The organism is Nocardioides baekrokdamisoli, from assembly GCF_003945325.1.
Classification (GTDB): Bacteria; Actinomycetota; Actinomycetes; order Propionibacteriales; family Nocardioidaceae; genus Nocardioides; species Nocardioides baekrokdamisoli.
On sequence record NZ_AP019307.1, the window covers coordinates 2,592,854 to 2,617,925 of the forward strand.

The following is a 25,072-nucleotide window of genomic DNA, read 5'->3' on the forward strand; positions in this document are numbered from 1 at the left end:
CGACCCTTTGCCATGTGCGGTGACGCCGTGTGGTTGGCGACACCCTTCCTCTGTTCAGTCCAGGTGCAGCAATTCGGCGAACTTGTTGGCCGCCGCGTACGTCACGCCCTCGACCCGAGCCGCGGGAATGCGGAACGCGTCGCGCGCGATCGTGCGCAGGTTGAGTCGTGAACTGGCCGACGCGCAGTCTGCGACCATCTCTTCGGGCGTGGCGGGGTCTTCGTAGGCATCCTGCATGTCTACGACGCTAGGTACTACTGATGAGTAGCGAAACCCCTACCGACCAGTAGTCTTTCGTGTCGTGTCCGGACGCCTTCTGATCGCTGGTTCGATCGCCACTGACCATCTGATGAACTACGAGGGTCGGTTCGCCGATTCGCTCGTCGCCGACCAGCTCGAGAAGCTCAGCGTGAGCTTCCTCGTCACTGGGCTGGACGTACGCCGCGGAGGCGTCGCACCGAACATCTGCTTCGGCCTCGCCCGCCTGGGCGCCAGCCCGGTCCTGGTCGGTGCGGCCGGCAAGGACTTCGCGGAGTACGAGTCGTGGCTGACGCGCCACGGCGTCGACTGCACGCACGTACGCCTCTCCGAGACCGCGCACACGGCTCGCTTCGTGTGTACGACCGACAACTCCATGTCGCAGATCGCCAGCTTCTACCCGGGAGCGATGGACGAAGCGGGCCTGATCGAGATCGGTGGGATCGATGACGCCCCCGAGGCCGTCCTGATCGGTGCCGACAACCCGGTCGCGATGAAGCGGCACACCGAGGAGTGCCGCCAGCGGGGCTGGAAGTTCTACGCCGACCCGAGCCAGCAGCTCTCCTTCGCCGACGGTGACCTCATCCGCTCGTTGGTCGACGGTGCCGCGATCCTGTTCTCCAACGAGTACGAGTCGCACATCATCAGCGACAAGACCGGCTGGAGCGCCGAGGAGATCCTGGACCGGGTCGACCTGCAGGTCACCACGCTCGGCGGCGATGGCGTACTCATCCAGGCCAAGGGCGCGGCGCCGATCAAGGTGACGGCGCTTCCCGACGTGAAGGCGATCGAGCCGACTGGCGCAGGCGACTCCTTCCGTGCCGGCTTCCTGGCCGCGCTCGGCTGGGGCTTCGACCTTGCCGCGGCCGCTCAGGTGGGCTGCACCATCGCCGCCTTCGTCGTCGAGAGCGTCGGTACCCAGGAGTACTCGTTCACCAACGAGGAGTTCATCTCCCGCCTGCGCGGCGCGTACGGCGACCAGGCCGCCGACGCAGTCGCCGCCAGGCTCAACTAATCGGACGGAGCGCTCGCTTCGTTGCTCTTCGGTCGCGGGCCCGCAAGGCCCGCTTCCCTCCGGCGCCTTGCGATCGCACGCGTCGGATCAGTTGAGTGAGCTCAACTGATCCTTCGTACGACATAGAGGGGCGTGCCGTCGTCGGCGCGCCCCTCTCGTACGTACTCCTGCCCCCGCATCCGGCACCATGCCGGGACGTCGTGGCGGGCCGCAGGGTCGTCGGACTCGACGCCGAGCTCGTCGCCGATCGCAAGTGACTTGAAGGCTCGTGCCAAGTCGATGATCGGCTGCGGACAGGGACGGCCACGGCAGTCCAGGACCCTCACCAGGCCACCTCGGCCCGAAGCTTCTCGACGATGCCCGGGAGTACGGCCAGGAATTGGTCGACGTCGGCCTCGGTCGTCTCGCGGGTGAGCGACAGTCGGACGTTGCCGTGGGTGAGGGCGCCGATCGCAGCGAGTACGCGCGACGGCTCCCGGGTGTCGACCGCGCAGGCCGACCCGCTCGCGATCCCGAATCCCGCCTTGTCGAGTTCGGTGACCAGCGCCTCGCCGTCCACGTAGAGACACGAGAACGTGACCAGGTGAGGGAGGCGGTTGACGGGGTCACCGATCACGTCGACGTCCTCGATCTGCGCGACCGAAGCGCGGATCCTGTCGATCAGCGCGAACTGGCGGGCGTTGGTCTCGTCCCGCTCCGCGACGACTGCCTGCAGCGCTGCAGCAGCAGCGAGGGCGCCCGGGATGTTCGTGAAGGCGTGGGGCGGCTCGATCCATCGAGTGCCCTTCCGCACGATCAGTACGCCGACGCCCCCGGGGCCGCCCCACTTGTGCGCGGAGCCGGCGATCAGGTCGCCGCGGGAGGGGAGTGGCAGACGGCCCATCGATGCGCAGGCGTCGACGATCACTGCGGGACCGGCAGGCAGCGAGTCGACGTCCTGGGTGGTGCCGATCTCGTGATTCGCGGTCTGCGCCGCGACCACTCCAGCTGTCGCAGGCACGGACGCCAGATCGATGTGCCCCGCCCCGTCGACCGGGATCTCCGTTGCCTCGGGGAGGGCCCCGTACACGGCAGCGTGCTCGATCGGGGCCGCCCACGTCGAGGCTCCCGGATTCGCGGCAAGCGCGCCGGTGATCGCCAGCTGGATCGCCTCGGTGCCCGAGGTCGTGAGCACCACCTCATCAGGGCGTACGTCCAGGCATTCGGCGATCACAGCGCGCGAGTTGTCGAGCAGCAACCGTGCGTCGCGGCCGGGTCCGTGCAGGCGTCGGGGGTCGGCGAAACCGCGCTCGTACGCTGCCAGCAGCACCTCGCGCGCCGCGGGATGCAGCGGTTCAGCCGAGGCGCTGTCGAGGTAAGCCACGCACCCACCCTAATGACGACCCCTGCGAGCCAAACGCCGATGCATTCCGATAGTCTGCGGCGTATCCGTGACCACTCGTGAGAGAGAGGCTCGTACGTGGGTCTGCACAAGCCCTTTGCGTCGGCGACGCTGGTGGGTCTAGGCGCTGTTGCGCTGTCTGGTTGTGACAACCAGGCATCGCGCTTCGGCATGCCTTCACCCCTGTCGTCGCGCGGCACCTCGATCCTGCATCTGTGGCAGGGTGCGTGGATCGCTGCGCTCATCACCGGCGCCATCACCTGGGCCCTGATCTTCTGGGCAATGTGGCGTTACCGCCGGCGCAGCGACGACGAAATCCCCGTCCAGACGCGCTACAACCTGCCGCTCGAGATCTTCTACACGATCGCGCCGGTCTTCATGGTCATCGTGTTCTTCGCGTGGACCGTCAAGGCGCAGGACGCGGTGCTGCAGAAGCCTGCAGACCCGACGGCGGTCAACGTCGTCGAGGTCACCGGCCAGCAGTGGTCGTGGACGTTCAACTACGGCATCGGGGCCAACTCGAACGCCGACGGTGACAAGAACGCGGCCGACCTGAACCAGTCGATCGCGGACTACTTCCGGTCCTACGAGGCTCACCAGAAGGACCCGAGTGTCCCGCTGGCCGCGTACCCGTTCGACTACAAGCAGTACGCGTACCTCGCGGGTGACGGCTCGAACATCCCGGTGCTGGTGCTTCCGGTCGGCCAGACCACGCGGTTCAATCTGCACTCCCCGGACGTCATCCACGACTTCGGCGTGGCCGACTTCCTCGAGAAGATGGACGTCGTCCCGGGCCGCGTGAACCACTACTGGGTCACTCCGGACAAGATCACGGCCGTTTTCGACGCAAACTCGTCCGACAACAACTTCCTGGCCCCGAGCACGGCGACCGGTTACAACGGCACCCAGAGCGACACGTCGCACTACTACCTGCGTGACGGTGCCTGCTACGAGCTCTGCGGTGAGTACCACAGCCGGATGCTCTTCCGCGTGGCAATCGTGAGCCCGGCGGACTACGCCGCGTACGTCGCTGCGCTCGCGAAGCGCAACCTCATGCCCCTGGGTCAGGGTCCGAACATCGGCGGTATGGACGCCATCATTGCCAGCACCGGTGTGGAGGCCAAGTAATGACTGCGACGATCCCTCACATTGACGCGGCGCCGGTGCGGAAGCCGCTCGGCACCAAGCTGTACACGCTGCTGACGACGACCGACCACAAGGTCATCGCCAACATGTACTTCGTGACCTCGGTCGCGTGGTTCCTCGTCGGCGGCCTGATGGCGCTGCTGATGCGCTCCAAGCTCGCATTCCCGGGTCAGGAGTGGCTCAGCGACGAGCGCTTCAACCAGTTGTTCACGATGCACGGCACGATCATGTTGCTGCTGTTCGCGACGCCGCTGTTCTTCGGTTTCGGCAACGCCGTCATGCCGATCCAGATCGGTGCCCCGGACGTCGCCTTCCCGCGTCTGAACATGTTCTCGTACTGGCTGTACCTCTTCGGCGGCATCATCGCGGCCTCGGGCTTCTTCACCCCGCAGGGGGCGGCCGACTTCGGCTGGTTCGCGTACACGCCGCTGTCGAACTCCGACCACTCGCCGGGCGTCGGCGGCGACCTCTGGATCATGGGTCTGTGGATGGCCGGTGTCGGCACCATCCTCGGTGCGGTCAACTTCATCGTCACGATCCTGTGCATGCGTGCGCCGGGCATGACGATGTTCCGGATGCCGATCTTCGTGTGGAACACGCTGATCACGTCGCTGCTCGTGCTGATCGCGTTCCCGATCCTCGCCGGCGCTCTGCTCATGCTCGAGGCTGATCGACAGCTCGGCGCGCACGTGTTCGACCCTGCGCACGGTGGCCCGATCCTGTGGCAGCACCTGTTCTGGTTCTTCGGCCACCCTGAGGTCTACATCATCGCGCTGCCGTTCTTCGGCATCGTGTCGGAGATCCTGCCGGTCTTCAGCCGCAAGCCGATCTTCGGTTACGTCGGCCTCGTCGGCGCGACGCTCGGCATCGCGATCCTCTCGGTCGCCGTGTGGGCTCACCACATGTTCGTGACCGGTGCGGTGGACCTGCCGTTCTTCTCCGGCATGACGTTCCTGATCGCGGTCCCGACCGGTGTGAAGTTCTTCAACTGGATCGGCACGATGTGGGGCGGCTCGATCTCGTTCGACACCCCGATGCTCTGGTCGCTGGGCTTCCTCACGACCTTCCTCTTCGGTGGTCTGACGGGCATCATCCTGGCGTCGCCGCCGCTCGACTTCCACGTCTCCGACTCCTACTTCGTCGTGGCTCACTTCCACTACGTCGTCTTCGGCACCGTCGTGTTCGCGATGTTCGCGGGCTTCTACTTCTGGTGGCCGAAGTGGACCGGTCGGATGCTCAACGAGCGCCTCGGCAAGCTGCACTTCTGGCTGCTGTTCATCGGCTTCCACACGACCTTCCTGGTGCAGCACTGGCTCGGTATCGAGGGCATGCAGCGTCGTATCGCTGACTACCTGCCGACGGACGGCTTCACCTTCCTGAACCAGCTCTCGACGGTGGGCGCGTTCCTGCTCAGCTTCTCGATGCTGCCGTTCTTCTACAACCTCTGGGTGTCGCGCAACGCGCCCAAGGTTGAGGTCGACGACCCGTGGGGCTGGGGCCGGTCGCTGGAGTGGGCCACCTCGTGCCCGCCGCCGCGCCACAACTTCAACTCGATCCCGCGGATCCGGTCGGAGTCGCCGGCGTTCGATCTCCACCACCCGGAGATCGCAGCTCTCGAACTGGAGGAGGGTCACTGATGAAGGCTGAAGCCTGGATGTTCGCCGCGTGCACCGCGTTCCTGGTGCTCGTGACGCCCGCGTACTGGTTCGTCACTTCGGGTTCTGACAATCGCGGTGACTGGACCGGCACCTCGGCGCTCGTCATGTGCACCCTGCTGGTGCTGATGATCACGCTCTACCTCGGCTTCCACGCCAACCGGATGGACGCTCGCCCGGAGGACCGCAACGACGCGGACATCGCGGAAGGCGCCGGCGAGCTCGGCTTCTTCCCGCCGTTCTCGTGGTGGCCGCTGTGGTGCGCACTGGGCCTGTCGGTCTTCACCTTCGCTGCGGCGATGAAGACCTACTGGCTGATGATCGGCGCTGCTGGCGTCGGGTTCATCCTGCTGTGCGGTTGGATCTACGAGTACTACCGCGGAGAGTTCAAGCACTGATCCGCTGACGAGTCCTGCAAAGGGCCCCTGCAGACCGCTGAGGCGGCGCAGGGGCCCTTTCTGGTCTGTGGGGCTCGTCGAACTCCTGGAGGCGCTTGAGCGCGCCCAGGAGCCAGGATCACGTCAGCGTGACGCTGACCGGGGCAGGCAGACGTACGGCCTGCTCCGGGAGGCCGTTGATCACCACGGCAGTCTTGTAGATCCCGGTAGGGAGAGGCGGTGGGACGCTGAACCTGCTGCCAGCTCCCATCGGCCCCGGGAGGCAACCCGGCATCGTGCCGTCCGGCTGCCCACTCTGGGAGCACCTGCCGTACGTGGTGATGACGGTGACGGGGTAGCGCGTCACTCCCGCGGGAATCGACTGATTGATCGCGCATTCCAGCGTGAAGGCAGGCTCAAACGTTGTCTGTCCGTTGGTCAGACCCACAGCGAACTTGAAGCCGCAGGAGGTCTTCAGAGGCTTGGGCCCGACATTGTTGACGACCAATACGCCATGGAGTGCCGACCCGGCTGTGACAGTCGTCCGTTGGAGCTCGAGACGTATCTCGATATGCAATGCCGAAATGTGCACTGGCGGGCTGGAGATGACGCCGTGAGCGCCCGATGGCGGGTGGCTGGGGGATACGGACGGCGGCGTGGAGCCACATGCCTGGACGAGGACCAGTGCGGCGGCCGTCGAGACCAGGCGCAGGTGCGTACTCATGCTTCATAGGATGCGCCGTCGACGCCGGTTGGTTCCGGTGGGCGCGCTAATCTCCGCCCATGCGCATTGTGGGGCCGCTGATTGCCGTTGTCATGATCGTTGCCGGGGCGTACGTCGCTTTTGCCGGTATGGGGTGGATAGGCACAGGCCACAAGAGCTCCGGTGCGGCCAACGGCGGGGCACTCCTGTCCGGGCTGGGCGTGGCGTTGGCGATCACGGTGCTGAAACGTCCGAAGCGGTAGTTGGCGAACGTCGGGTCTCGACATGACAGACGTCGGGTCTCGGCAAGGCGAAGGGCCCCTCCCCGGGTGGGGGAGGGGCCCTTCGGCTGTCTACGACCAGACCGATCAGTGGTGACCGTCCAGCGCGTCGTGACCGACACCGGCTTCGAGCTCGTGCAACTCGTGAGCGGCGTGCTCCTGAGCTGCCTCGTACTCCTCGATCGTCGGCTTCTCGACGTCGTCGCCGTAGTACTCGGTACGGATCCGGTCGCGCAGGGTCTTCTTGCCCTTCTCGGTCGGACCGTCGTCCTCGCCCGCCGGACCGCGGTCGCGGACGGTGATGCCGTACGCGTGGCCCTCGTCGATCGGGAGGTGCTTCTCCGCGTACTTGCCGTCGGCCGAGCGCATGATGACGCCGGTCTCGTAGCCGTGCAGGAGGACACCGTTGTCGTGACGCTGGAGCGCGATGCACCAACGCTTGGTGATGAAGAACGCGATCACCGGAGCGACGAACACCAGGACACGCAGGACGTGGGTGATGGTGTTGATCGAGGAGTGGAACTTGATCGCGAGCAGGTCGTTGCCGCCAGCCATCCAGAACATCGCGTACATCGTCATCAGCGCGACCATGAAGGCCGTACGCGTCGGAGCGTTGCGCGGGCGCTGCAGGATGTGGTGCTCACGCTTGTCGCCGGTGATCCAGGCCTCGAGGAACGGCAGGATCGTCAGGAACATCCACATGCCCGTCGGCAGGATGATGACCGGGACGAGGATGTTCCAGGACAGCGTGTGACCCCACAGGTGGGTCTCCCAGCCAGGCATGATGCGGAGCGCGCCGTCGGGCCAACCCATGTACCAGTCGGGCTGCGAGCCGGCGGTGACCTTGGTCGGGTCGTACGGACCGAACTTCCAGACCGGGTTGATCGAGAGCAGAGCGCCCATGATCGCGGTGACGCCGAAGACGATGAAGAAGAATCCACCAGCCTTGGCCGCGTAGACCGGAAGCATCGGGTAGCCGACGACGTTCTTCTCGGTCCGCCCGGGGCCGGCCCACTGGGTGTGCTTGTGGTACACGACGAGCAGCATGTGCGCGGCGATCAGACCGAGCAGCAGACCCGGGATGAGCAGGATGTGGATCGAGTACATGCGGGGGATGATCTGGTCGCCCGGGAACTCGCCGCCGAAGAGGAAGAACGACATGTACGTGCCCACGACCGGGATGGCCTGCATGAAGCCTTCCGCGGCACGAAGACCGGTTCCGGACAGGAGGTCGTCCGGCAGGGAGTAACCGGTGAAGCCCTCGAGCGTGCCGAGCAGCAGCAGGGTCGAGCCGATGACCCAGTTGATCTCACGCGGCTTGCGGTGCGCGCCGGTGAAGAACACGCGGAGCAGGTGGATCATCATCGCGGCGATGAAGAGCATGGCCGCCCAGTGGTGCATCTGGCGCAGCAGCAGGCCGCCGCGGACCTCGAACGAGATGTGCAGCGCCGAGTTGAATGCCTCCGAGACCGGAACGCCCTTCAGCGGTACGTAGGTGCCCTTGTAGTCGACCTCGCCCATCGAGGGCGTGAACCACAGTGTCAGCAGGACGCCGGTGATGAGCAGGACGACGAAGCTCCACAGCGCCACTTCGCCGAGCATGAAGGACCAGTGGTCCGGGAAGATCTTGCGGAGGTTCTTCTTGCCCATCGCGGCGAGGCCGAGGCGCTCGTCGGCCCAGTCAGCGATCTTGCCGGTCCTGGTGGTCGGGGCGACCGTGGCGGCAGCGGTGCCGTTGCTGGTCGCGACCTGCGAGATGTCGGTGCTCATGCGAAGTCAACCTTTCCACCGAGCTCGACGTTGCGTACGCCGTTGAGCACGTTGTCCTTGCCGTTGTACTTCCAGTTGTTGCTGATCTTCTCCACCGACTGGGTGTCCCGCTCCCAGTAGCTGGGTCCGACCGGCTCCTGATAGTCGTCGAGAGCAACCAGGTAGCCGTCGGCGTCCACGCCCAGCGGGAGCTGGGGGAGGTGGTGACCGGCGGGACCGAACACGACCTTGCCGCCGTCGGCCAGGTCGAAGGTCGACTGGTGGCACGGGCAGAGCAGGTGGTGGGTGGTGCGCTCGAGCAGCGAGATCGGGCAGCCGACGTGGGTGCAGATCTTCGAGTACGCCACGATGCCCTCGTACGACCACTGGCGGGTCACGTCGTTGACGATGTCCGACGGGTTCATCTTGAGGAGGACCGTCGCGGCCTTCTCCTTGGCGTTCTGCAGGTCTGCGCCCTCGAGGACGAATTCCTCGGTGACCTGCTGGCCGGCCTCGCGGTTGAAGAGCAGTTCCGGCTCCGCGTTGACGAGGTCGCCGATCTCCAGATCGCCCGGGCGGATCGGCGTACCGACGACGTCGCGCACGATGCGGGTGCCACGGCGCCAGATGGTGTTGGTGAGGCCCTGGCCGAGCGGGTTGCCGGCGGCGAAGCCGTTGATCAGCTTGTTCGGGTTGGTGCCGGACAGGTCGCGAAGCTCGACGACGACCGGGACCAGGAGGAAGCCGACAGCGCCGAGGAGGGTGTTGCGGATGAGCGGGCGGCGGGTGATGCCCGACTCGTCCACACCCTGCTTGAACGCGGCGATCGTCGCGGAGCGGTCCTCGAGCGAGGAGGCGGCCGGGTGGCGGTCCTCGGCAAGTTCCTCGTCCGCCATGAGCTTGCGAGCCCACTGGATGATGCCGATACCGATGAACAGCAGGGCGAAGCCGAAGGCCAGGCCGAGGCAGACGTTCGAGGCGCCCATACCGGCGATCTCGCTCGGCTGGTAGCCGGTGCTCAGCCCGAAGTAGGCAACGACGAACAGGACCGAGCAAACGCCCGAGAGGACGAACAGCGTGGCGACCTGGCGCTCGGCACGGCGCTCCGCGGCGGGGTCGACGTCGGTCGGCCGCCAGTGGTGGTCGTGCATGCCCGGATCGGACAGCAGCGCGTCCGTGTGCGCGTTGATCTCGTGCCCGTCGTGGGCGCTGTGCGCGTCGCTCATCAGGCGTCCTTCTTCTTGTTCGTACGCGTGGTGTGGGCTGCGATCCAGATCGCGAAGCCGACCATGGAGCCGATGCCGATGGTCCAGGCCATCAGGCCCTCGGCCACCGGGCCGGCGCTGAGCAGGTCAGAGCCGCCGTAGTTCGTCTGGTCACGCTGGGCGTGGACGAAAGCAGCGACAGCCTGCTTCTCCTTGAGGCTGAGGTTGCCATCGCTGAAGTTCGGCATCGGGCCCGGACCGGTGAGGAGCGCTTCCATGATCGTCCGGGTGTCGTCGTTCAGGATGTTCGGCGCGATGGCGCCGTTCGGCATGGCGCCGCCGGCGCCCGTGAAGTTGTGGCACGCGGTGCAGTTGGTCAGGAAGACCTTGCCACCGAGCTGGATCATCGCGTCCTTCTGGTCGGTCGACCAGCTGTTCTCCGCGTTGACCGCAGCGTCGCTCGGGATGGCGGGGCCGGCACCGAACGAGGCGACGTACGCAGCGAGCGCCTTGATCTCGGTGTCGCTGAAGACGACGCGCTTGTGGTACGCGCCCTGCGGGCCGGACTGCTGGAGCGGCATGCGCCCGGTGCGTACCTGGAAGTCAGCGGCAGCGGCGCCGGTCCCGACCAGCGACGGACCGATGTTCTTGCCGTCGGTGGTGGTGACACCCTCACCGTTCTGGCCGTGGCAGAACGAGCAGCTGACGAGGAACAGGGCCTTGCCCTGGGCGATCTGGTCGGCGGCGCTGGTGCCGTTGTCCGCGTTGGCGGACGGGGCGATGGCGGCGTACGCGGCACCCGTGAACAGCAGGGAGACCAGGAGCAGCAGGGCTCCGGTGAAGCGACGTCGGCGGAACTGGGAGATCCGGCCGATCACGCTGTGGAGGGGACTGTGCTTGTTCAAGCGGCTCACGTTACGTTCCTTGCTCTCAGCGGTCACTTGATCAGGTAGATGGTCGCGAACAGACCGATCCACACGACGTCGACGAAGTGCCAGTAGTACGACACGGCGATGGCGCTGACCGCCTGCTCATGCGTGAACTTCTTCGTGATGTACGTGCGGCCCAGCATCAACAGGAACGCGACGAGACCGAGGGTGACGTGCATGCCGTGGAAGCCGGTGGTCAGGTAGAAGACCGTGCCGTAGGCGTCGTTCGGGATGGTGATGTGCTCGTGGATGAGTGAGGCGTACTCGGTCGCCTGGCCAGCCACGAAGTAGGCGCCCATGAGGTAGGTGAGGATGAACCACTCACGCAGACCCCAGGTGTTGACCTGCCAGATCTTGCCGGTCCGCGCCACCTTGCCCTGCTCGGCCTTGAACACGCCCCACTGACATGTGAACGACGACAGCACCAGCACCGTGGTGTTGATCGCCGCGAACAGCAGGTTCAGGTGCGAGGTGTCGTTCGCCCACAGGGTCGAACTCACATCGCGGATCGTGTAGTACGCCGCGAAGAGAGCCGCGAAGAACATCAGGTCGCTTGACAGCCAGATGATGGTGCCTACGGCCACCATGCTGGGCCGGTCGTGCCGGCCATGCAGGCGCGAAGCAGGAAGAGTCGAAACAGTCGCCACGGGCGCCATTATGTCGGTTCTCACCTTCGACGGCATCCCGACCCCCCGGCTTTTGTGAGCCGTACGCTGGCGCCGTGCTCATCCACTCCGTTGTTCCGCTGCTCCTCCCCGCTCATGGAGGCGCAGAAGTGGGGGATGACGCGCTCGCTCCGTGGTCGCTGGTTGACCTGTTCTCGCGCTGGGAGTTGTCGACGCCCGTGCTCGTCGGCACGACCCTCGCCACCGGGCTCTACCTGTTCGGTGTCTGGCGACTGATGCGACGCGGCGACCGCTGGCCGGTCAACCGGACCATCTGCTGGTTGGTGGGGGTGATCGCGTTCTTCATCGCCACCTCGAGCGAGATCGGCGTCTACGACGACACACTGCTGTCGGTCCACATGGTCCAGCACATGATCCTGTCGATGCTGGTCCCGGTGTTCCTGGCTCTCGGCGCTCCGGTCACCTTGGCACTGCGTACGCTGCCCAGGCGGCCGCGCGGGTGGTTGATGGCGTTGATCCACTCGCGTCTGGCCAAGGTGCTGACGTTCGCACCGCTGGTGTTCGCGCTGTACGTGCTCTCGCCGTGGGCGCTCTATTACTCCGGTTGGTACCGGGCATCCCTGGAACACCCGCTCGTGCACGAGATGATGCATGTGCACCTCGTCGTGGTCGGGTCGCTGTTCTTCTGGCCGCTGCTCGGTCTGGATCCGATCCCCGGACGGCTGACGTACCCACTGCGGGTGCTGATGACGGTCCTGACGCTTCCGTTCCACGCATTCCTCGGTGTGACGCTGATGAATCAGACGACGCTTCTGGGCGGCGACTGGTATCCGGAGTTGCACGACTCGATGGCCTGGCTGCCGGATCCGTCGGCCGATCAGCATCTGGCAGGTGGCATCCTCTGGGGATCCGGCGATGCCATCGGACTGATCTTCTTCATCGTGCTGTTCAGCCAATGGGTGCGAGCATCCATACGCGAGGCGGCGCAGGTCGACCGGCGTCTGGATCTGCAGGAGGCGCGGGCGAGGGCTGCCGGCGAGGATTCGGATAGATTTCGCGGCGCGACAACTGAGTGAGGAGAGTGCATGAACGAGCGACTTGAGCGCTTGATCGTTCGTGCGCGTACCCCCGAGTGGGTCAACTGGTGGCTGCCGTTGGCGGTCTTCGCCGTCAGCCGCCTCATCGACGCCGTCCTCGTGCTGGCGTTCAGTCACGCGCAGGGCGCGATCATCCACGGCGAGAAGATCGAGTACGTCGAGAACAACATGCCGGCTGACCCCGGCTACCTCGGGATGCTGACGAACTGGGACGGTCAGTGGTACCAGTCGATCTCCCACCACGGGTATCCCGGATATCTGCAACTCGACCAGTTCGGTCATGTCCAGATGAACTCGTGGGCGTTCTTCCCGCTGTTCCCGGGTCTGACCCGTCTGGTCATGTTCCTGGCCGCCGGCAACTTCGCTCTGGCCGCCACGATCGTGAGCACCACGTGCGCCGCCCTGGCGATGGTGATGCTGTTCAAGATGGTCCGCGAGTCGGGCGGGCTGTTCCTCGCCACGATCACCGTGGTCTCGCTGTCGGTCAGCCCCGCTGCGCTCGTCTTCCAGGCGGCGTACAGCGAGGGGCCGGCGCTGCTGATGATCATGACCTGCCTGTGGCTCCTACGGCGTCAGCGCTACGGATGGCTGCTCGTGGCGGGGATCGCGCTCTCGCTCGCTCGTCCGGTCGTGGGCGCGCTGGCCATCGTGATCGCGATCCACTGGTTCCACCGTCGGCGTACTGATCCGACGTTCACCAGGAGGCAGCAGATCTGGGTCGGATTCGTCTGCGGACTGATCGGGCTGAGCTTCTTTCTGTGGATCGGTATCTGCGGGTTGGTGCTCGGCCACTCGAACGCGTACCAGCTCACCCAGGACGCCTGGGCCGGCTGGAAGTGGGACCAGATCTCGATGGGCTGGGACAGCTGGCTCTACGGCCTCGTGTCCTTCAAGCTCACCGGCCTGATCGCCCTGATCGTGCTCGGCTACTTCGTCTGGCTCGTACGCCGCCCGGCGGCCGCCGGGTTCGGGGCCGAACTGCGGCTCTGGACGCCGATCTACGCGTTCTACGTACTGGCGGCCACGCGGGTCACTCCGAGTGTGGTCCGGTACCTGATGCTGGTGGCGATCCCGTGGTGGCCGGTCCCTGCGTGCGCCGACTGGTCGCTGCGCGAACGACGTGCCCAGATCGCCATCGTGCTCACCGTGGTGGTCGGCGTGTTCCTGCAGTACGCGTGGGTCCAGTCGTGCTTCGTGGTGTCCACCGACAAGTTCTGGGGCATCTTCCACGGATATCCGTGACCCGACCGGGCCGGCGACGCGGATAGAGTTCCCACGTGTCCATTCGGGTCTTGGTTTACAGCGACGACGTGAACGTACGTCAGCAGGTCATCGTGGCGCTCGGACGCCGCCCGGACCCGGCGCTGCCGGAGTTCGAGTACGTGGAAGTCGCGACTGAGCCCGTCGTCGTGCAGAACCTCGACTCCGGGAAGATCGACCTCGCCATCCTGGACGGCAGCGCAGTCCCCGCGGGCGGCATCGGCATCGCGAAGCAGATGAAGGACGAGATCACGGACTGCCCGCCGATCGTCCTGCTCATCGAACGGTCCGCAGACGCGTGGCTGGCCACGTGGTCGCGCGCGGAAGCCGTGGCCTCCTTGCCGATTGACCCCCTGGACCTGGTCGGGACCGTGACGGCCCTGCTCCAGGTGCCCGCGTGACGACGCGCTGGCCCGAGATCCTCGGTGCGCTGGTCGCTCGTCAGGATCTGAGCCAGGAGCAGGCCGCCTGGGCCATGGGAGAGATCGTCTCCGGTCAGGCCACGTCCGCCCAGATCGCCGGTTTCGCGGTCGCCCTGCGTACCAAGGGTGAAACCGTGCCCGAGGTCACGGGGCTGGTGGATGCGATGTTCGAGTACGCCACACCGATCTCGATCCCGGGACGGGTCCTCGACATCGTCGGCACCGGTGGTGACCGCTCGATGTCGGTGAACATCTCGACGATGTCGGCGATCGTGGCTGCTGGTGCCGGTGCCAAGGTCGTCAAACACGGCAACCGGTCCGCCTCGTCGAAGTCGGGCTCCTCGGACGTCCTCTCCCAACTCGGGATCCGCCTGGACCTGCCGGTGGCGAGAGTCGCCGAGATTGCCGATGAGGTCGGCATCACCTTCCTGTTCGCGGCGATGTTCCATCCCGGTCTGCGGCACGCGGGTCCCACGCGCAGCGAACTGGGGGTGGGCACCACCTTCAACTTCCTGGGTCCGCTCGCCAACCCGGCACGGCCGCAGGCGAACGCGATCGGCACCGCCGATCCGAGCATGGCCCCCGTGATGGCCGGCGTCCTGGCTGACCGTGGCGTCGACGCCTGGGTCTGCCATGGCAATGACGGTCTGGACGAGCTCACGACCACGACGACGTCCCGGGTGTGGGCGGTCAGCGGCGGGTCGGTGGACTCGTTCACCCTCGATCCTCTGGCGTACGGAATCCCTCGTGCCACCGCAGCGGATCTGCGGGGCGGCGAACCCGCCGAGAACGCGGAGGTCGTCCATCGGTTGTTGGCGGGGGAGATCGGCCCGGTGCGCGACGCGGTCGTCCTGAACGCCGGTGCGGCACTGGCCGTGTACGCGGCCGCCCCCGGATCGATCGAGGAACGCCTGGACGCTGGTCTTGCCAAGGCTCGCGAGTCGCTGGACAGCGGCGCGGCGCAGTCAGTGCTCCAACGTTGGGTCGAGGCGTCAGCCCGCTAGCTCAACCAGAGGCCCGCCGGGATCGACGATGACCGGACAGGCCCACGCGCCGACGACATCGACCAGGCGTACGCCGGGGGACTCGAGCCAGCGCAGCAACGTCTCGCTCTCCTCAACCGTGGTCCTCTCGTCCCTTTCGTCCGTGGATTCGGCGAGCGCTCGCAACGCCTCGACGTAGGCCGGCGCCGACGCATCGACGGGAATCACCCCCGCTGCCGCGAGTCGCCCGTACCTGATCACATGCACCTGCCACCGGCCGTCGTCGCAGCGTCTCGCGGCGATGAGTTCGGGGCACGTCCGGATCGAGGTCAGGCGGCTGCTGCGCATCGCTGCGGTGCTGAAGGCGCTGAGTCGGTCGCGATGGGTCGCGGCGACCTCGAAGCGTTCAAGGTCGGACTCGATCGTCATCCTCCGACTCAGCGCATCGACCACATCGACCGCTCCAACGGTCATCGCCTCGGACACGCGCCTGATCAGCGCGGCGTACGTCTCCGGCGTGACGGACCCCTCACATGGGGCCAGACACGTGCCGAGGTCGGCGGCCAGGCAACGCGACCTCGTCGGAACTCGCCCGAATCGGTCGGTGCAGGTCCGGACGGGGAAGGTCTCCTGGATGGCTTCCAGCGCTGCCAGCGCCAACTCCTTGCGGCCGAACGGTCCGATCCCGGGCTCGCCTCGCGGTAGCCGACGCACGATCGAGAGTCGGGGCCACGGCTCCTGGGTGAGCACGACGTAGTGAAGCCTGCGCTGGCGACGGGAGCGCCGGTTGAACCGTGGTGCATGCTCGGCGATCAGGCGCAGTTCGCGGATTGCTGCCTCGGTGTCGGTCGCGCACTCGATCCCTTGCACGTGATGGGCCAGATTGACCATCTGGCCCATCTTCGACCGCTTCTCCGATGAGGTGAAGTAGGTCCGTACGCGGCGCCTGAGGTTGCGGCTCATGCCGACGTACAGGACCCGGTCGCGGTCATCGCGGAACAGGTAGACGCCGGGCTTGTCCGGCAGGCGGTCGGCCAGCCCGCGTTTGCGGCGCTGGGCGTCGGTCACCTTCGCCGAGTACGCCTGCAGCTCTTCCAGGGTCTGCACGCCGAGCCCGCCGATGCGGCTGAACAGGCCGTGGAGGACCTCAACAGTCGCGCGAGCGTCCTCGAGCGCGCGGTGATTGGGCGTCGTCTCTGTCTGGAACAGTCGCGCGAGGGTGCCCAGTCGGCAGTTGGGGGCTTCGTCCCGGCTGAGTACGCGACGAGCCAGGACCGCCGTGTCCACCACCTCGAACTTCGGCCACGCCCACCCGGCGTCCGCGCACGCGTGCTTGAGGAACCCGGTGTCGAATGGTGCGTTGTGTGCGACCAGCACGGTGCCGTGCGCGAATTCCAGGAAGGTCGGGAGTGCTGACTCGATCCGCGGTGCGCCGTACAGAAGTCGGTCCGTGATCCCCGTGAGCGCGGTGATCTCCGGTGGCACCGGGGTGCCCGGATCCACGAACGTCTGGAATTCGGCGAGGACCTCGCCGCCCCTGACCTTCACGGCGCCGATCTCCGTGATCCGGTCTCCCGCCTTGACGGAGGCTCCGGTCGTCTCGAGGTCCACCACGCAGAACGTGATGTCGCGCAACGGGCGCCCCAGCTCGTCGAATCCGCGTTGCACCTCCCACATGTCACACACGGTGTCATCCGGCACCGACAATTTCCGGGTGTCACCCCGCTGGAGAACGGTGTCGCCGGAAAATGTCGGTGGTCGGTGACAGCGTCATCGACATGACACACATCGATTGCGATTCATGCACCGTCCGCGGTCTGGCTTGCCATGACTGCGTCGTCACCGCCTTGCTCGGCCCACCACCAGAGCTCGTGCTCGGGATGGACGAGGAGCGGGCACTCAAGGTCCTCGCCGATGGGGGACTGCTCCCGCCGCTTCGCCTCGTCACTCGTGTGGCTGAAGTGACTGTTGAAAACGTGAGTTGACGCGTGTGGCGTGAGGCTCGTCACGCCGTGGCGGACACGCGCGTCGCAGGTTGGCCACGACCCGGGTGCCTCACCTATCCTTGTCGAACTTGGCGTCCGAGTACGTGAGCATCCGGCTCGCGCGGACGCCGCGCTGAGTCCGGGCCGTTCGGGGGCCTGGAGCCGGGGAACCAACCGGTGTGCTGCGTGAAGTCATGCGGCCGCCATCTGGGGTGAATCGTGCGTGAGGCGTGCCAGTTCGCTGGCGCGAGGAGCGCAGGTAGGGCACGTCGTTGCCCGAATCCGTCAGCTCACCTGGTAGGCGTCACGACGAAGTTAGGGGAGCGCACACAATGCGCCTCAACATCAAGCGTGCCCTGGTGGGCACTGTCCTGGCGGGGACCACCGTCACCGCAGGCTTCCTCCAGGGTCCGGCCCACGCGGCACCGTCCGCAGCCGACGTCCAGACCCAGATCCGCGACCTGTATCACCAGGCCGAGGTCGTCACCGAGCAGTACAACGAGGCCTCCTCGCAGCTCACCAGCCTCAACAGCGCCCTGGTCAACCTCAAGGCCGACCAGGCGGCACAGAACGCTCAGCTCGAGGCCGTACGCACTCAGCTCGGCGATGCCGTGCTGCAACAGTACGAAGGTGCCGGCTCGGCGACGGTCAGTTCCGTCGTGACCTCGAACGACCCGGCGGAGTTCCTCCGTGAGGCGTCCTCGATGTCGTCCTACCAGAACCTCCAGGCCAACCTGGTTCAGAACTACACCAACCAGGTGACCGCGCTCTCGATGCGCGAGGGTGCCACCAATGCCCAGGTCGCGAAGATCCAGTCAGTTCAGCAGCAGCTGAACGCAGACAAGGCCGCGATCAAGGACAAGATCAGCAAGGCGCAGCTTCTGCTCTCGAGCCTGCAGCCCTCACAGCGTGGCTTCCTCGTCTCGCGCGACTTCTCGCGTGCCGACGTGGCGAACCTCCCGGCGCCGAACGGCCGCGCCGCCATCGCCGTGGCGTACGCCCTCGCCCAGGTCGGCAAGGCCTACGTCTGGGGTGCCGCCGGCCCGAACGCCTTCGACTGCTCGGGTCTCACCATGGCTGCGTGGGGCGCCGCTGGTGTCGGCATGTCGCACTACGTCCCGACGCAGGTTGCCGCCTTCCCGCGGGTGCCCCTCAACGCGATGCAGCCCGGTGACCTGATCGAGTACAACGGCGGTTCACACGTCGGCATGTACATCGGCAACGGCCAGATGGTCAACGCCGAGAACCCGAGCGCCGGCGTCCGGATCGAGCCGGTCTACACGCCGTGGTTCCGCCCGGACTTCGCGGTTCGCCCCTGATCGGGCTCTCAACGACTGATACGGTCGCCGGCGTGATGCGCCGGCGACCGTTGTCTTGTCTGGTGCTCCTGGTCTTCTGTGCCGCATGTGGCACCCATGTGGCGCCGCCACCGACGATCAACTCGGCGGCTCCGAGCCCGGGTCTGGCGGCCGCCGCCCTGACAACGTTCACTGACGCTCTGGGCGGGCGCTTCTCCGATGTGCTGACGCCTGCGGAGAAGACCGCGGTCCTCAACGCCAAGGCGATCGGCATCGGCGGTGTGTCGATGCGTTACATCGACGCGGCGACCGCGGCCGCGCCCGACGGATCGTGGACCGGCGATGTCATCATCAGTTGGCGTGTCCGTGGCGAGAAGCCGGCAGAGGAGCAGATCGGAGTCGGCTTCACCCAGTCCGGTGGCGCCGCCCGCATCAGCAGTTTCGGCGGAGCCGGCCAGCCCGTGCCGCTGTGGTTGCTGGCACCGGTCACCGTCACCCGATCCGGTGGCGTCACGGTGATCTCAGAGGGTCGGGATCCGGCGCCATACCTGCGGATGGGGCTGACTGCCGTCCAGCAGGTCCGGGAGACGATCGCGTGGCCCGACGCCCAGTTGGTCCTCGAGGTCCCGGCAGATGAATCAACACTCGAACAGATGTCCGGGTCCGCCGCCGGCGCGTACCGTGGCGTCGCCGCCTTCACTGGCCCGGTCGACGGCCGGCCCCGGGGGCCCGTTCACATCTTCATCAACCCTGACGTCATCGGGACCGGTCGCGACGCCCAGATCGTGCTGACCCACGAGGCCACCCATGCGGCCACCAACGCCGCGACGAATCCGCACCTGCCCGCGTGGGTCCGCGAGGGTTTCGCAGACTACGTGGCGCTCCGGGCCCAGGACCTGCCGCTCAGCGTGTCGGCCGACCGCGCTCTTGCAACGGTACGGAAGTCGGGTCCACCGAAGACGTTGCCGACTGACGCTGACTTCAATTCGATGGCCGAGGACTTTGGCGAGGAATATCAGTTCGCATGGCTGGTCTGGCGCTACCTCGGCGAGATGGGCGGCCCCGCGGCTGCGACCCGCTTCTATGACGCAGTGGGCGCCGGCACCAAGGTCGACGCAGCTCTACGAGCGACGTACGGCGGACTGACCGAGGCGGCCCTGACCAGCCAGTGGCGGACGTACCTCGTCAAACTCGCTCGCTGATCAGCGCTCTTCGGGCCGATTCATGCTCGAGATCAGACCGGCGCGTACGGCCTGAACGATCGCCTGTGCGCGATTCGCGGCGCCGAGCTTCTGGTAGATCCTGGCGATGTGGGTCTTGGCGGTGGATTCAGCCATGTAGAGCCGGCGACCGATGTCTGCGGCTCCGAGACCGTCGGCCAGCAGGCGCAGCACGTCGAGTTCGCGGTCGGTGAGGCGCTCCGTGCCACCGTCCATCCGACGCGCCATGGCCGCGCCAAGTCCCGCGGAGACGAACGAGTGCGGAGAGGTCATGGCGTGGCGTACGGCCTGGACCACGTCCGAGGCGGGCGCGTCCTTGCCCACGAGCGCCGATGCGCCGGCCTGAAGCGCGCCGAAGATCTGATCGTCACCGGAGTGCATCGTGAGGACGACGACGCCGACGTCAGGCACCTGCGCACGGACGGCGCGGATGACATCCAGGCCGGTCCCGTCGGGCAGTTGCAGATCGGTCACCACCACGTCGGGGTTCGTGCGCTCGAAAGCGGCGATGCCCTCAGTCACCGTCGCGGCACTGCCCACGACGGTGAGATCGTCTTCCAGATCCAGAACGCCACCGAGCCCATTCCTGATGAGCTCGTGGTCGTCGATCAACAGCAGTCGCACCTGGTCCACGGGGGTCAGTATGGACCCTCCAGCGCCTCTACGGGAGGTAGGCGCGGCCGACCTGCACACGAACACATACGCCGCCGCCCGGTTGTTCCTCGACGGTGAGCGTGGCGCCGATGAGTTTGGCGCGCTCGTGCATGATCGTCAGACCGTACGAACCGTCCCGGCCGCTGCCCAGTCCGCGACCGTTGTCGGTCACCGACACCATGGCATCCGGGGCGTGCACGATACACTCGACTTCGATGACGGTCGCGTGGGCGTGCTTCACGGCGTTGCCCAACGCCTCCTGGCCGATCCGGAAGATTTCGTTCTCGACGGCAGGGAGAAGACGCTCGCTGCCCTCGTCGAGCAGGACGTTGATCGCGGCATCGGTGGTGTCCGCCAGCCGCCGCGAGACGGCACCGAGAGCCGTGCCGAGGCTGTCGCCCTCGATGATCGAGGTACGCAGGGACGTGAGGGTACTGCGCACCTCGGAGACGATCTCGGTCACACGGCTGCGCAACATCGCGACTCGCGCCTGCTGCTTCGGGTCCGTGGTCCCGGCTGCCACCGCGTCGACCAGGTAACCGAGTCCGGCGATGTCCTGGGCGAGGCCATCGTGCATCTCGCGGGAGAGGCGTTCGCGTTCGGCCGACGTCGCGACGGTCGCGAGGTTGCTGAAGGCCACAGCGGCCTCCAGCTGCATCGCGTACGGAGCAAGCTCCTCGAGCAGGCGCCGGGTGATCACCTTGTCCGGCGCATCGGCTACGACGCGAGCGACGACGACCCCGGCGGCAGGACGTGCCTTGACGAGGGGAAAGGCCACCAGCGACCCGCGTGCCACGGCTCCGTCCGTGGCCGAGCGTGCCAGGTCCAGCCAGTCGGTCTGGCCTCCCGGTGCACCTGCGACGAGGCGCATCGCGCCGCCGGCAGGTGCGTACACCGCCACTTCGACGGCGTTGAGCGAGGACGTCACGGACGCGACGACCGTGGCCCCGGCGGTGGCGACGTCGAGCCCGGCGCCGTAGTTGGTCGAGATGGTGGTGACCTCGTCCAAAAGCGCGCTGACGGCACGGTACGGCGCCATCGGGTCGGCCTGGACCGACAGCGGCCGGGAGAGCATGGAGCCGATGAGTCCTGCGCCGACGCTGGCGACGCCCCAGGAGACCAGGTGGACGACATCGGGCCGATCCAGGTGTTGTCGGATCAGGATCAACGTCAGCCCGCATCCGATGAGTTCAAGTGCGAGCGCGACGGCGGCCCCGGGGATGCGGTGGTACAGACCGCGAACCAGCGGGGGCACCACGAGCATGATGAGCGCGTTGTCGGCGTGACCGATGCAGATCGCAGCGATGATGCCCACCGCGAAACTGTCGTAGGACAGCGCTGCGCGCATCGCCGGGCCTGCGAGCGCCTCGATCGGGGTCGTGAGTCCCCACAGCAGGATCAGGGCGACGTACGCGGCGATCTGCTGGCGGGACGTCGTCGCCAGGATCAGCGGCACTGCGAGCGCGATCAGGCAGAGGATCCTCGCCCCGGCAGCCACCCGGCGTTGGGTGAGGCTGAGAGGCCCTACGCCGGTGAGGCTCAGCGACGCTTCCACAGGCGTCGAGGCTGCTGCGCCACCGCGGCCTCCGGCACGGGGGAGGAGGATGCCAGCGCGATCGGGTCGAACGGCTCACCGGTGATGTGCGAGGCCAGTTCACGGATCGCCCGGGTCGCGGGGTGCGCCGGGTTCTTGAGGACGATCGGCGCGCCGGCGTTGGTGGCGACAGCGATGTCGATCGACGTCGAGATCCGGGCGATTGGCTTGATGCCGAGGATGCCCTCGATCCGGTCGGCGTTGATGCCGACCTCGTCGTCGGCACGGTTGAGCAGCAGGTGGCGGTTGGCGGTCACCTCGAGTTCGTCGAGCGCCTCCAGACCGATCTTCACGTTCTTCAATGTCGGCACGTCGAGCGTGGCGACCACGACGATGTCCTCGGAGGCGTCCATTGCCGACACGCCCTGGTCGTCCAGCGTCGGTGCCGTGTCGACCACGATGTAGTCGAAGGTCTCCCTGAGGGTGTCGAGGACCTTGGTGATGAGCGAGGCGGTGATGCGCTCGCGCACCTCCGGATGGGTCGGCGCGGCCAGGATGGCCATCGTGTCGGAATGCAGGGTCAGCAGCGTGTGGAGTTCGTCGACGTTCAGCGTCCCGTCCCGGCCGATGGCGTGCTCGATCGAGTACGTCGGGAACAGCTGCATCGTGATCGCGACATCACCGAACGCGAGGTCCAGATCGACGAGACAGACCTGCTTTCCGCGCTCGCTCAGCGTGAGCGCCAGGTTCACCGCGGCCGTGGTCTTGCCGACCCCGCCCTTCGGCGACCAGACCGTCACGACCTTGCCGGGCTCGCGCGGCGCAGGTGCCGGCGGCTCCTCGGCGGCAGGCACGTCTGCCGTTGCAGTCGGGTCGGACGGATTCCGCGCGGCGTCAGCGAACTGCGCCGCACGCTCGACCGCGTGCTCAACACCCACGGGAGTGGAACTGAGCACCACGTCGCGGGCGCCAGCCTGCATCGCCGCGGCCAGGACGTCGGTGGTCACGTCGTCCCGGACCAGGATCACCGACGAGTTCGGCGAGGAGATCCGCAGGTAGTTGCAGATGGTGTACGCGTCGTCGGCCGGCACGTACGGGCCGATGACGACCGCGTACTCGTCGGGGCGCTCCGCGAGAGCCTGCAGCAATTGAGGCGCAGACGCGACGACGCGAGCGTCGGCGAGCGCACCGGTAGCCAGCGCCTCGGCAGAGGCGTGGTCAATGTCGAAAATGACGGGCATCAGTCTTCCATCTGATCAAGGACCGTGATCACGGTCACGTAGACCTGTCCGAGATCGTAGTCGGCCTCTGTCGAGGATCGGGTCCGATCACGCACACACGCTGCGCGTGTTGCTTGCTCGCTCGGCGCAGGAGCGCGCGCAAACGCGGCTCCTGGCCTCGCTCCCTATGCATACAGCGCGTCGACGTCGTCCTTGAACTCGCGCATCACCACGGCCCGCTTGAGCTTGAGGCTGGGGGTGAGCTGGCCACCCTCCTCGGTCCACGCGTCGGTGAGGACGGTGAACTTGCGGATCGATTCTGCGTGCGAGACCGCCTTGTTGGCGTCGTCCACGGCCTTCTGGACCTCCGCGAGCAGGTCGGGGTCGTCCGCGAGTTCGGCGATGCCACCGGTCTTGCCGTGAGCGGCAGCCCACGTCGGCAGCGCCTCCGGGTCGATGGTCACCAGCGCGGCGATGAACGGCTGGCCGTCGCCGACGACCATGCACTGGTCGACGAGCGCATTCGCGCGCAGGCGGTCCTCGAGCACAGCCGGCGCCACGTTCTTGCCGCCGGCCGTGACGAGCAGTTCCTTCTTGCGGCCGGTGATCCGGACGAAGCCCTCGTCGTCGATCTCGCCGATGTCGCCGGTGTGGAACCAGCCGTCGACGATGGTTTCCGCGGTCGCGGTCTCGTTGCGCCAGTAGCCGGCGAAGATCATGCCGCCCTTGAACAGCAGTTCGCCGTCGTCGGCGACGCGGGCGGTTGCTCCGGCGATCGGGCGGCCGACGGTGCCGACCTTCTGTGCCTGCGGGGAGTTGACGGTCACCGCGGCCGCTGTCTCGGTGAGGCCGTAGCCCTCGAGGATGGTGAGGCCGATGCCGCGGTAGAAGTGGCCCAGACGCTCACCCAGCGGAGCACCGCCGGAGACGGCGTACGTGCACTCGCCGCCGAGCGCGGTGAGGATCTTGCCGTAGACGAGTCGGGAGAAGAGCGCGTGCTTCACCTTCAGTGCGACCCCGGTGCGGCCGGTGTCGAGGCTGCGTGAGTACGCGATCGCGGTGTCCGTCGCGGTGTTGAAGATCTTGCCCTTGCCGTCGGCTGCGGCGCGCTGCGAGACGGTGTTGTAGACCTTCTCGAACACGCGCGGCACAGCGAGGATGAAGGTCGGCCGGAACACAGCCAGATCGCCCATGAGGTTCTTGATGTCGGCCGAGTGACCCAACTTGACCCGGGCGCGGAAGCAGCCGACCTGGATGGCCCGCGCGAACACGTGAGCCAGCGGCAAGAAGAGCAGCGTCGACCGACCCTCCTCGAAGAGGTTGCCGAGTTCGACGGTGACCGAGTCGATCTCCGAATCGAAGTTCGCGTGGGTGAGGATGCAGCCCTTCGGGCGACCGGTCGTGCCGGAGGTGTAGATCAGTGTGGCCGGGTCGGAGCCGGTGGCGGACGTACGTGCCGTCTCCAGGTCGGCGTCGGACACGCTCGATCCGGACACGACGAGAGCGTCGATCGCTCCTGTGTCGATGCACCAGACCTGGGCGCTCGAGCCGCTGGCGGCCTTGGCCTCCTCCGCCTTGGCGACGTGTCCGGCGGTCTCGGCTACGAGGGCGACCGCGGAGGAATCCTCGAGGATCCACTGCACCTGCTCCGCGGAGGAGGTCTCGTAGATCGGCACCGTGACCGCGCCGGCGAACCAGATCGCGTAGTCGAGAAGGGTCCACTCGTACCGCGTCTTGGAGAAGATCGCGACCCGGTCGCCCGGCTTGATGCCGCCGGCGATCAGGCCCTTGGCGGTGGCAGCGACCTCGCTGTGGAACTCCGACGCAGTGACATCGCTCCAACCATCCGCACCGGGCCGGCTGAAGACGGCGGTGGTCGGTGCCTCGGTGGCGTTGCGGATGACATCCGCGGTGAGGTTGACGCTCGGGACGAACGTGGGGTTCGACGGCGTGGCGAACTCGCGCACCGATTCCTCCTACGGATCAGCGGACTCAGACAGACTGCAGGGTAGTCCCCACCACCCCCCTGCTGTCACCGGTGTCCGCTACGCTCGGGCCGTTCCCGACTGTGAGG

Annotated in this window: 24 protein-coding genes and 1 riboswitch; of the genes, 11 read left to right on the forward strand and 13 right to left on the reverse strand. The window is 66.8% G+C overall.

Going from position 1 to position 25,072, the window contains the following annotated elements; translation table 11 throughout:
- Nucleotides 1–54: 54 nt before the first annotated feature.
- On the reverse strand, nt 55–237 hold the full coding sequence (locus tag KCTC_RS12685) for a hypothetical protein (RefSeq protein ID WP_125569602.1): 183 nt from the start codon (nt 235–237) through the stop codon (nt 55–57).
- A gap of 64 nt (nt 238–301) precedes the next feature.
- On the opposite strand from KCTC_RS12685, the gene KCTC_RS12690 reads away from it, so the two are divergent.
- Nucleotides 302–1,273, forward strand: a complete 972-nt coding sequence (locus KCTC_RS12690; RefSeq protein WP_231998729.1) for a carbohydrate kinase family protein — start codon at nt 302–304, stop codon at nt 1,271–1,273.
- A gap of 101 nt (nt 1,274–1,374) precedes the next feature.
- Here KCTC_RS12690 and KCTC_RS14850 read toward each other — a convergent pair whose 3' ends face one another.
- Nucleotides 1,375–1,599: a sulfurtransferase TusA family protein gene (locus KCTC_RS14850; protein ID WP_231998730.1), complete on the reverse strand. Its 225-nt coding sequence runs from the start codon at nt 1,597–1,599 to the stop codon at nt 1,375–1,377.
- Complete coding sequence (locus KCTC_RS12695) at nt 1,596–2,636, reverse strand: cysteine desulfurase family protein (RefSeq protein WP_179951404.1); 1,041 nt, start codon at nt 2,634–2,636, stop codon at nt 1,596–1,598. Before KCTC_RS12695 ends, KCTC_RS14850 begins: the two co-directional genes overlap by 4 nt.
- 96 nt (nt 2,637–2,732) lie before the next feature.
- Between KCTC_RS12695 and KCTC_RS12700 the strand changes: the two genes are divergently transcribed.
- From KCTC_RS12700 to KCTC_RS12710, 3 genes are read left to right on the forward strand one after another with little or no spacing between them, the layout of a single operon-like run.
- Entirely contained in the window at nt 2,733–3,782 is a 1,050-nt protein-coding gene (locus KCTC_RS12700) for a cytochrome c oxidase subunit II (RefSeq protein WP_231998731.1), read from the forward strand.
- The gene (gene ctaD, locus KCTC_RS12705) at nt 3,782–5,437 is read left to right on the forward strand and encodes an aa3-type cytochrome oxidase subunit I (RefSeq protein ID WP_125569603.1); all 1,656 of its coding nucleotides are present in this window, start codon (nt 3,782–3,784) and stop codon (nt 5,435–5,437) included. The genes KCTC_RS12700 and ctaD overlap by 1 nt, the downstream gene beginning before the upstream one ends.
- A complete protein-coding gene (locus KCTC_RS12710; protein ID WP_125569604.1) occupies nt 5,437–5,853 on the forward strand; it encodes a cytochrome c oxidase subunit 4 in 417 nt (138 codons plus the stop codon). The genes ctaD and KCTC_RS12710 overlap by 1 nt, the downstream gene beginning before the upstream one ends.
- 118 nt (nt 5,854–5,971) lie before the next feature.
- Here KCTC_RS12710 and KCTC_RS12715 read toward each other — a convergent pair whose 3' ends face one another.
- A complete protein-coding gene (locus tag KCTC_RS12715) occupies nt 5,972–6,556 on the reverse strand; it encodes a hypothetical protein (RefSeq protein WP_125569605.1) in 585 nt (194 codons plus the stop codon).
- Nucleotides 6,557–6,615: 59 nt separating this feature from the next.
- Between KCTC_RS12715 and KCTC_RS12720 the strand changes: the two genes are divergently transcribed.
- Nucleotides 6,616–6,798, forward strand: a complete 183-nt coding sequence (locus KCTC_RS12720) for a hypothetical protein (protein WP_125569606.1) — start codon at nt 6,616–6,618, stop codon at nt 6,796–6,798.
- A gap of 105 nt (nt 6,799–6,903) precedes the next feature.
- On the opposite strand, the gene qcrB is transcribed toward KCTC_RS12720, so the two are convergent.
- From qcrB to ctaE, 4 genes are read right to left on the reverse strand one after another with little or no spacing between them, the layout of a single operon-like run.
- A complete protein-coding gene (gene qcrB, locus KCTC_RS12725; protein ID WP_125569607.1) occupies nt 6,904–8,586 on the reverse strand; it encodes a cytochrome bc1 complex cytochrome b subunit in 1,683 nt (560 codons plus the stop codon).
- Nucleotides 8,583–9,791, reverse strand: coding sequence for a cytochrome bc1 complex Rieske iron-sulfur subunit (gene qcrA, locus KCTC_RS12730; RefSeq protein WP_125569608.1), 1,209 nt, complete (start codon nt 9,789–9,791; stop codon nt 8,583–8,585). The genes qcrB and qcrA overlap by 4 nt, the downstream gene beginning before the upstream one ends.
- On the reverse strand, nt 9,791–10,684 hold the full coding sequence (qcrC, locus tag KCTC_RS12735; protein ID WP_231998732.1) for a cytochrome bc1 complex diheme cytochrome c subunit: 894 nt from the start codon (nt 10,682–10,684) through the stop codon (nt 9,791–9,793). The genes qcrA and qcrC overlap by 1 nt, the downstream gene beginning before the upstream one ends.
- Before the next feature lie 23 nt (nt 10,685–10,707).
- Nucleotides 10,708–11,355 carry an aa3-type cytochrome oxidase subunit III gene (ctaE, locus tag KCTC_RS12740; protein WP_125569609.1) on the reverse strand — a complete coding sequence of 216 codons (648 nt, stop codon included), beginning with the start codon at nt 11,353–11,355 and terminating at the stop codon, nt 10,708–10,710.
- Between the two features lie 65 nt (nt 11,356–11,420).
- Here ctaE and KCTC_RS12745 point away from each other — a divergent pair, with 65 nt between their 5' ends.
- Genes KCTC_RS12745 through trpD form a run of 4 tightly spaced genes read left to right on the forward strand, consistent with a single transcriptional unit; the run spans nt 11,421 to nt 15,108 of the window.
- Entirely contained in the window at nt 11,421–12,401 is a 981-nt protein-coding gene (locus tag KCTC_RS12745; protein ID WP_231998733.1) for a cytochrome c oxidase assembly protein, read from the forward strand.
- A 9-nt stretch (nt 12,402–12,410) separates the two neighbouring features.
- A complete protein-coding gene (locus tag KCTC_RS12750) occupies nt 12,411–13,664 on the forward strand; it encodes a glycosyltransferase family protein (RefSeq protein ID WP_125569610.1) in 1,254 nt (417 codons plus the stop codon).
- 35 nt (nt 13,665–13,699) lie between these two features.
- Nucleotides 13,700–14,083, forward strand: coding sequence for a response regulator transcription factor (locus KCTC_RS12755; protein WP_125569611.1), 384 nt, complete (start codon nt 13,700–13,702; stop codon nt 14,081–14,083).
- On the forward strand, nt 14,080–15,108 hold the full coding sequence (gene trpD, locus KCTC_RS12760; RefSeq protein WP_197715197.1) for an anthranilate phosphoribosyltransferase: 1,029 nt from the start codon (nt 14,080–14,082) through the stop codon (nt 15,106–15,108). The genes KCTC_RS12755 and trpD overlap by 4 nt, the downstream gene beginning before the upstream one ends.
- Here the strand turns inward: trpD and KCTC_RS12765 are convergent.
- Entirely contained in the window at nt 15,097–16,764 is a 1,668-nt protein-coding gene (locus KCTC_RS12765; RefSeq protein WP_125569612.1) for a DEDD exonuclease domain-containing protein, read from the reverse strand. The two genes, trpD and KCTC_RS12765, sit on opposite strands and share 12 nt — an antisense overlap.
- 429 nt (nt 16,765–17,193) lie before the next feature.
- Nucleotides 17,194–17,391: riboswitch (cyclic di-AMP (ydaO/yuaA leader) on the forward strand.
- Between the two features lie 13 nt (nt 17,392–17,404).
- Between KCTC_RS12765 and KCTC_RS12775 the strand changes: the two genes are divergently transcribed.
- Nucleotides 17,405–18,391 carry a C40 family peptidase gene (locus KCTC_RS12775; RefSeq protein WP_125569614.1) on the forward strand — a complete coding sequence of 329 codons (987 nt, stop codon included), beginning with the start codon at nt 17,405–17,407 and terminating at the stop codon, nt 18,389–18,391.
- Between the two features lie 32 nt (nt 18,392–18,423).
- Complete coding sequence (locus tag KCTC_RS12780; RefSeq protein ID WP_125569615.1) at nt 18,424–19,572, forward strand: hypothetical protein; 1,149 nt, start codon at nt 18,424–18,426, stop codon at nt 19,570–19,572.
- On the opposite strand, the gene KCTC_RS12785 is transcribed toward KCTC_RS12780, so the two are convergent.
- The 4 genes from KCTC_RS12785 to KCTC_RS12800 all read right to left on the reverse strand — a co-directional run bounded on the left by KCTC_RS12785 (nt 19,573) and on the right by KCTC_RS12800 (nt 24,965).
- Nucleotides 19,573–20,223, reverse strand: coding sequence for a response regulator (locus KCTC_RS12785; RefSeq protein ID WP_231998734.1), 651 nt, complete (start codon nt 20,221–20,223; stop codon nt 19,573–19,575).
- A gap of 28 nt (nt 20,224–20,251) precedes the next feature.
- Nucleotides 20,252–21,799 carry a sensor histidine kinase gene (locus KCTC_RS12790; protein WP_125569616.1) on the reverse strand — a complete coding sequence of 516 codons (1,548 nt, stop codon included), beginning with the start codon at nt 21,797–21,799 and terminating at the stop codon, nt 20,252–20,254.
- On the reverse strand, nt 21,784–23,019 hold the full coding sequence (locus KCTC_RS12795) for an AAA family ATPase (protein ID WP_125569617.1): 1,236 nt from the start codon (nt 23,017–23,019) through the stop codon (nt 21,784–21,786). The genes KCTC_RS12790 and KCTC_RS12795 overlap by 16 nt, the downstream gene beginning before the upstream one ends.
- A 164-nt stretch (nt 23,020–23,183) precedes the next feature.
- Complete coding sequence (locus tag KCTC_RS12800) at nt 23,184–24,965, reverse strand: AMP-dependent synthetase/ligase (protein WP_125569618.1); 1,782 nt, start codon at nt 24,963–24,965, stop codon at nt 23,184–23,186.
- Between the last annotated feature and the right edge of the window lie 107 nt (nt 24,966–25,072).

Bases quoted from the DNA above. Each gene is read 5' to 3' on its own strand.
- KCTC_RS12685 (WP_125569602.1), bottom strand. From the start codon at position 237: ATGCAGGATGCCTACGAAGACCCCGCCACGCCCGAAGAGATGGTCGCA.
- ctaD (WP_125569603.1), top strand. From the start codon at position 3,782: ATGACTGCGACGATCCCTCACATTGACGCGGCGCCGGTGCGGAAGCCG.
- KCTC_RS12710 (WP_125569604.1), top strand. From the start codon at position 5,437: ATGAAGGCTGAAGCCTGGATGTTCGCCGCGTGCACCGCGTTCCTGGTG.
- KCTC_RS12715 (WP_125569605.1), bottom strand. From the start codon at position 6,556: ATGAGTACGCACCTGCGCCTGGTCTCGACGGCCGCCGCACTGGTCCTC.
- KCTC_RS12720 (WP_125569606.1), top strand. From the start codon at position 6,616: ATGCGCATTGTGGGGCCGCTGATTGCCGTTGTCATGATCGTTGCCGGG.
- qcrB (WP_125569607.1), bottom strand. From the start codon at position 8,586: ATGAGCACCGACATCTCGCAGGTCGCGACCAGCAACGGCACCGCTGCC.
- qcrA (WP_125569608.1), bottom strand. From the start codon at position 9,791: ATGAGCGACGCGCACAGCGCCCACGACGGGCACGAGATCAACGCGCAC.
- ctaE (WP_125569609.1), bottom strand. From the start codon at position 11,355: ATGGCGCCCGTGGCGACTGTTTCGACTCTTCCTGCTTCGCGCCTGCAT.
- KCTC_RS12750 (WP_125569610.1), top strand. From the start codon at position 12,411: ATGAACGAGCGACTTGAGCGCTTGATCGTTCGTGCGCGTACCCCCGAG.
- KCTC_RS12765 (WP_125569612.1), bottom strand. From the start codon at position 16,764: ATGTGGGAGGTGCAACGCGGATTCGACGAGCTGGGGCGCCCGTTGCGC.
- KCTC_RS12775 (WP_125569614.1), top strand. From the start codon at position 17,405: ATGCGCCTCAACATCAAGCGTGCCCTGGTGGGCACTGTCCTGGCGGGG.
- KCTC_RS12795 (WP_125569617.1), bottom strand. From the start codon at position 23,019: ATGCCCGTCATTTTCGACATTGACCACGCCTCTGCCGAGGCGCTGGCT.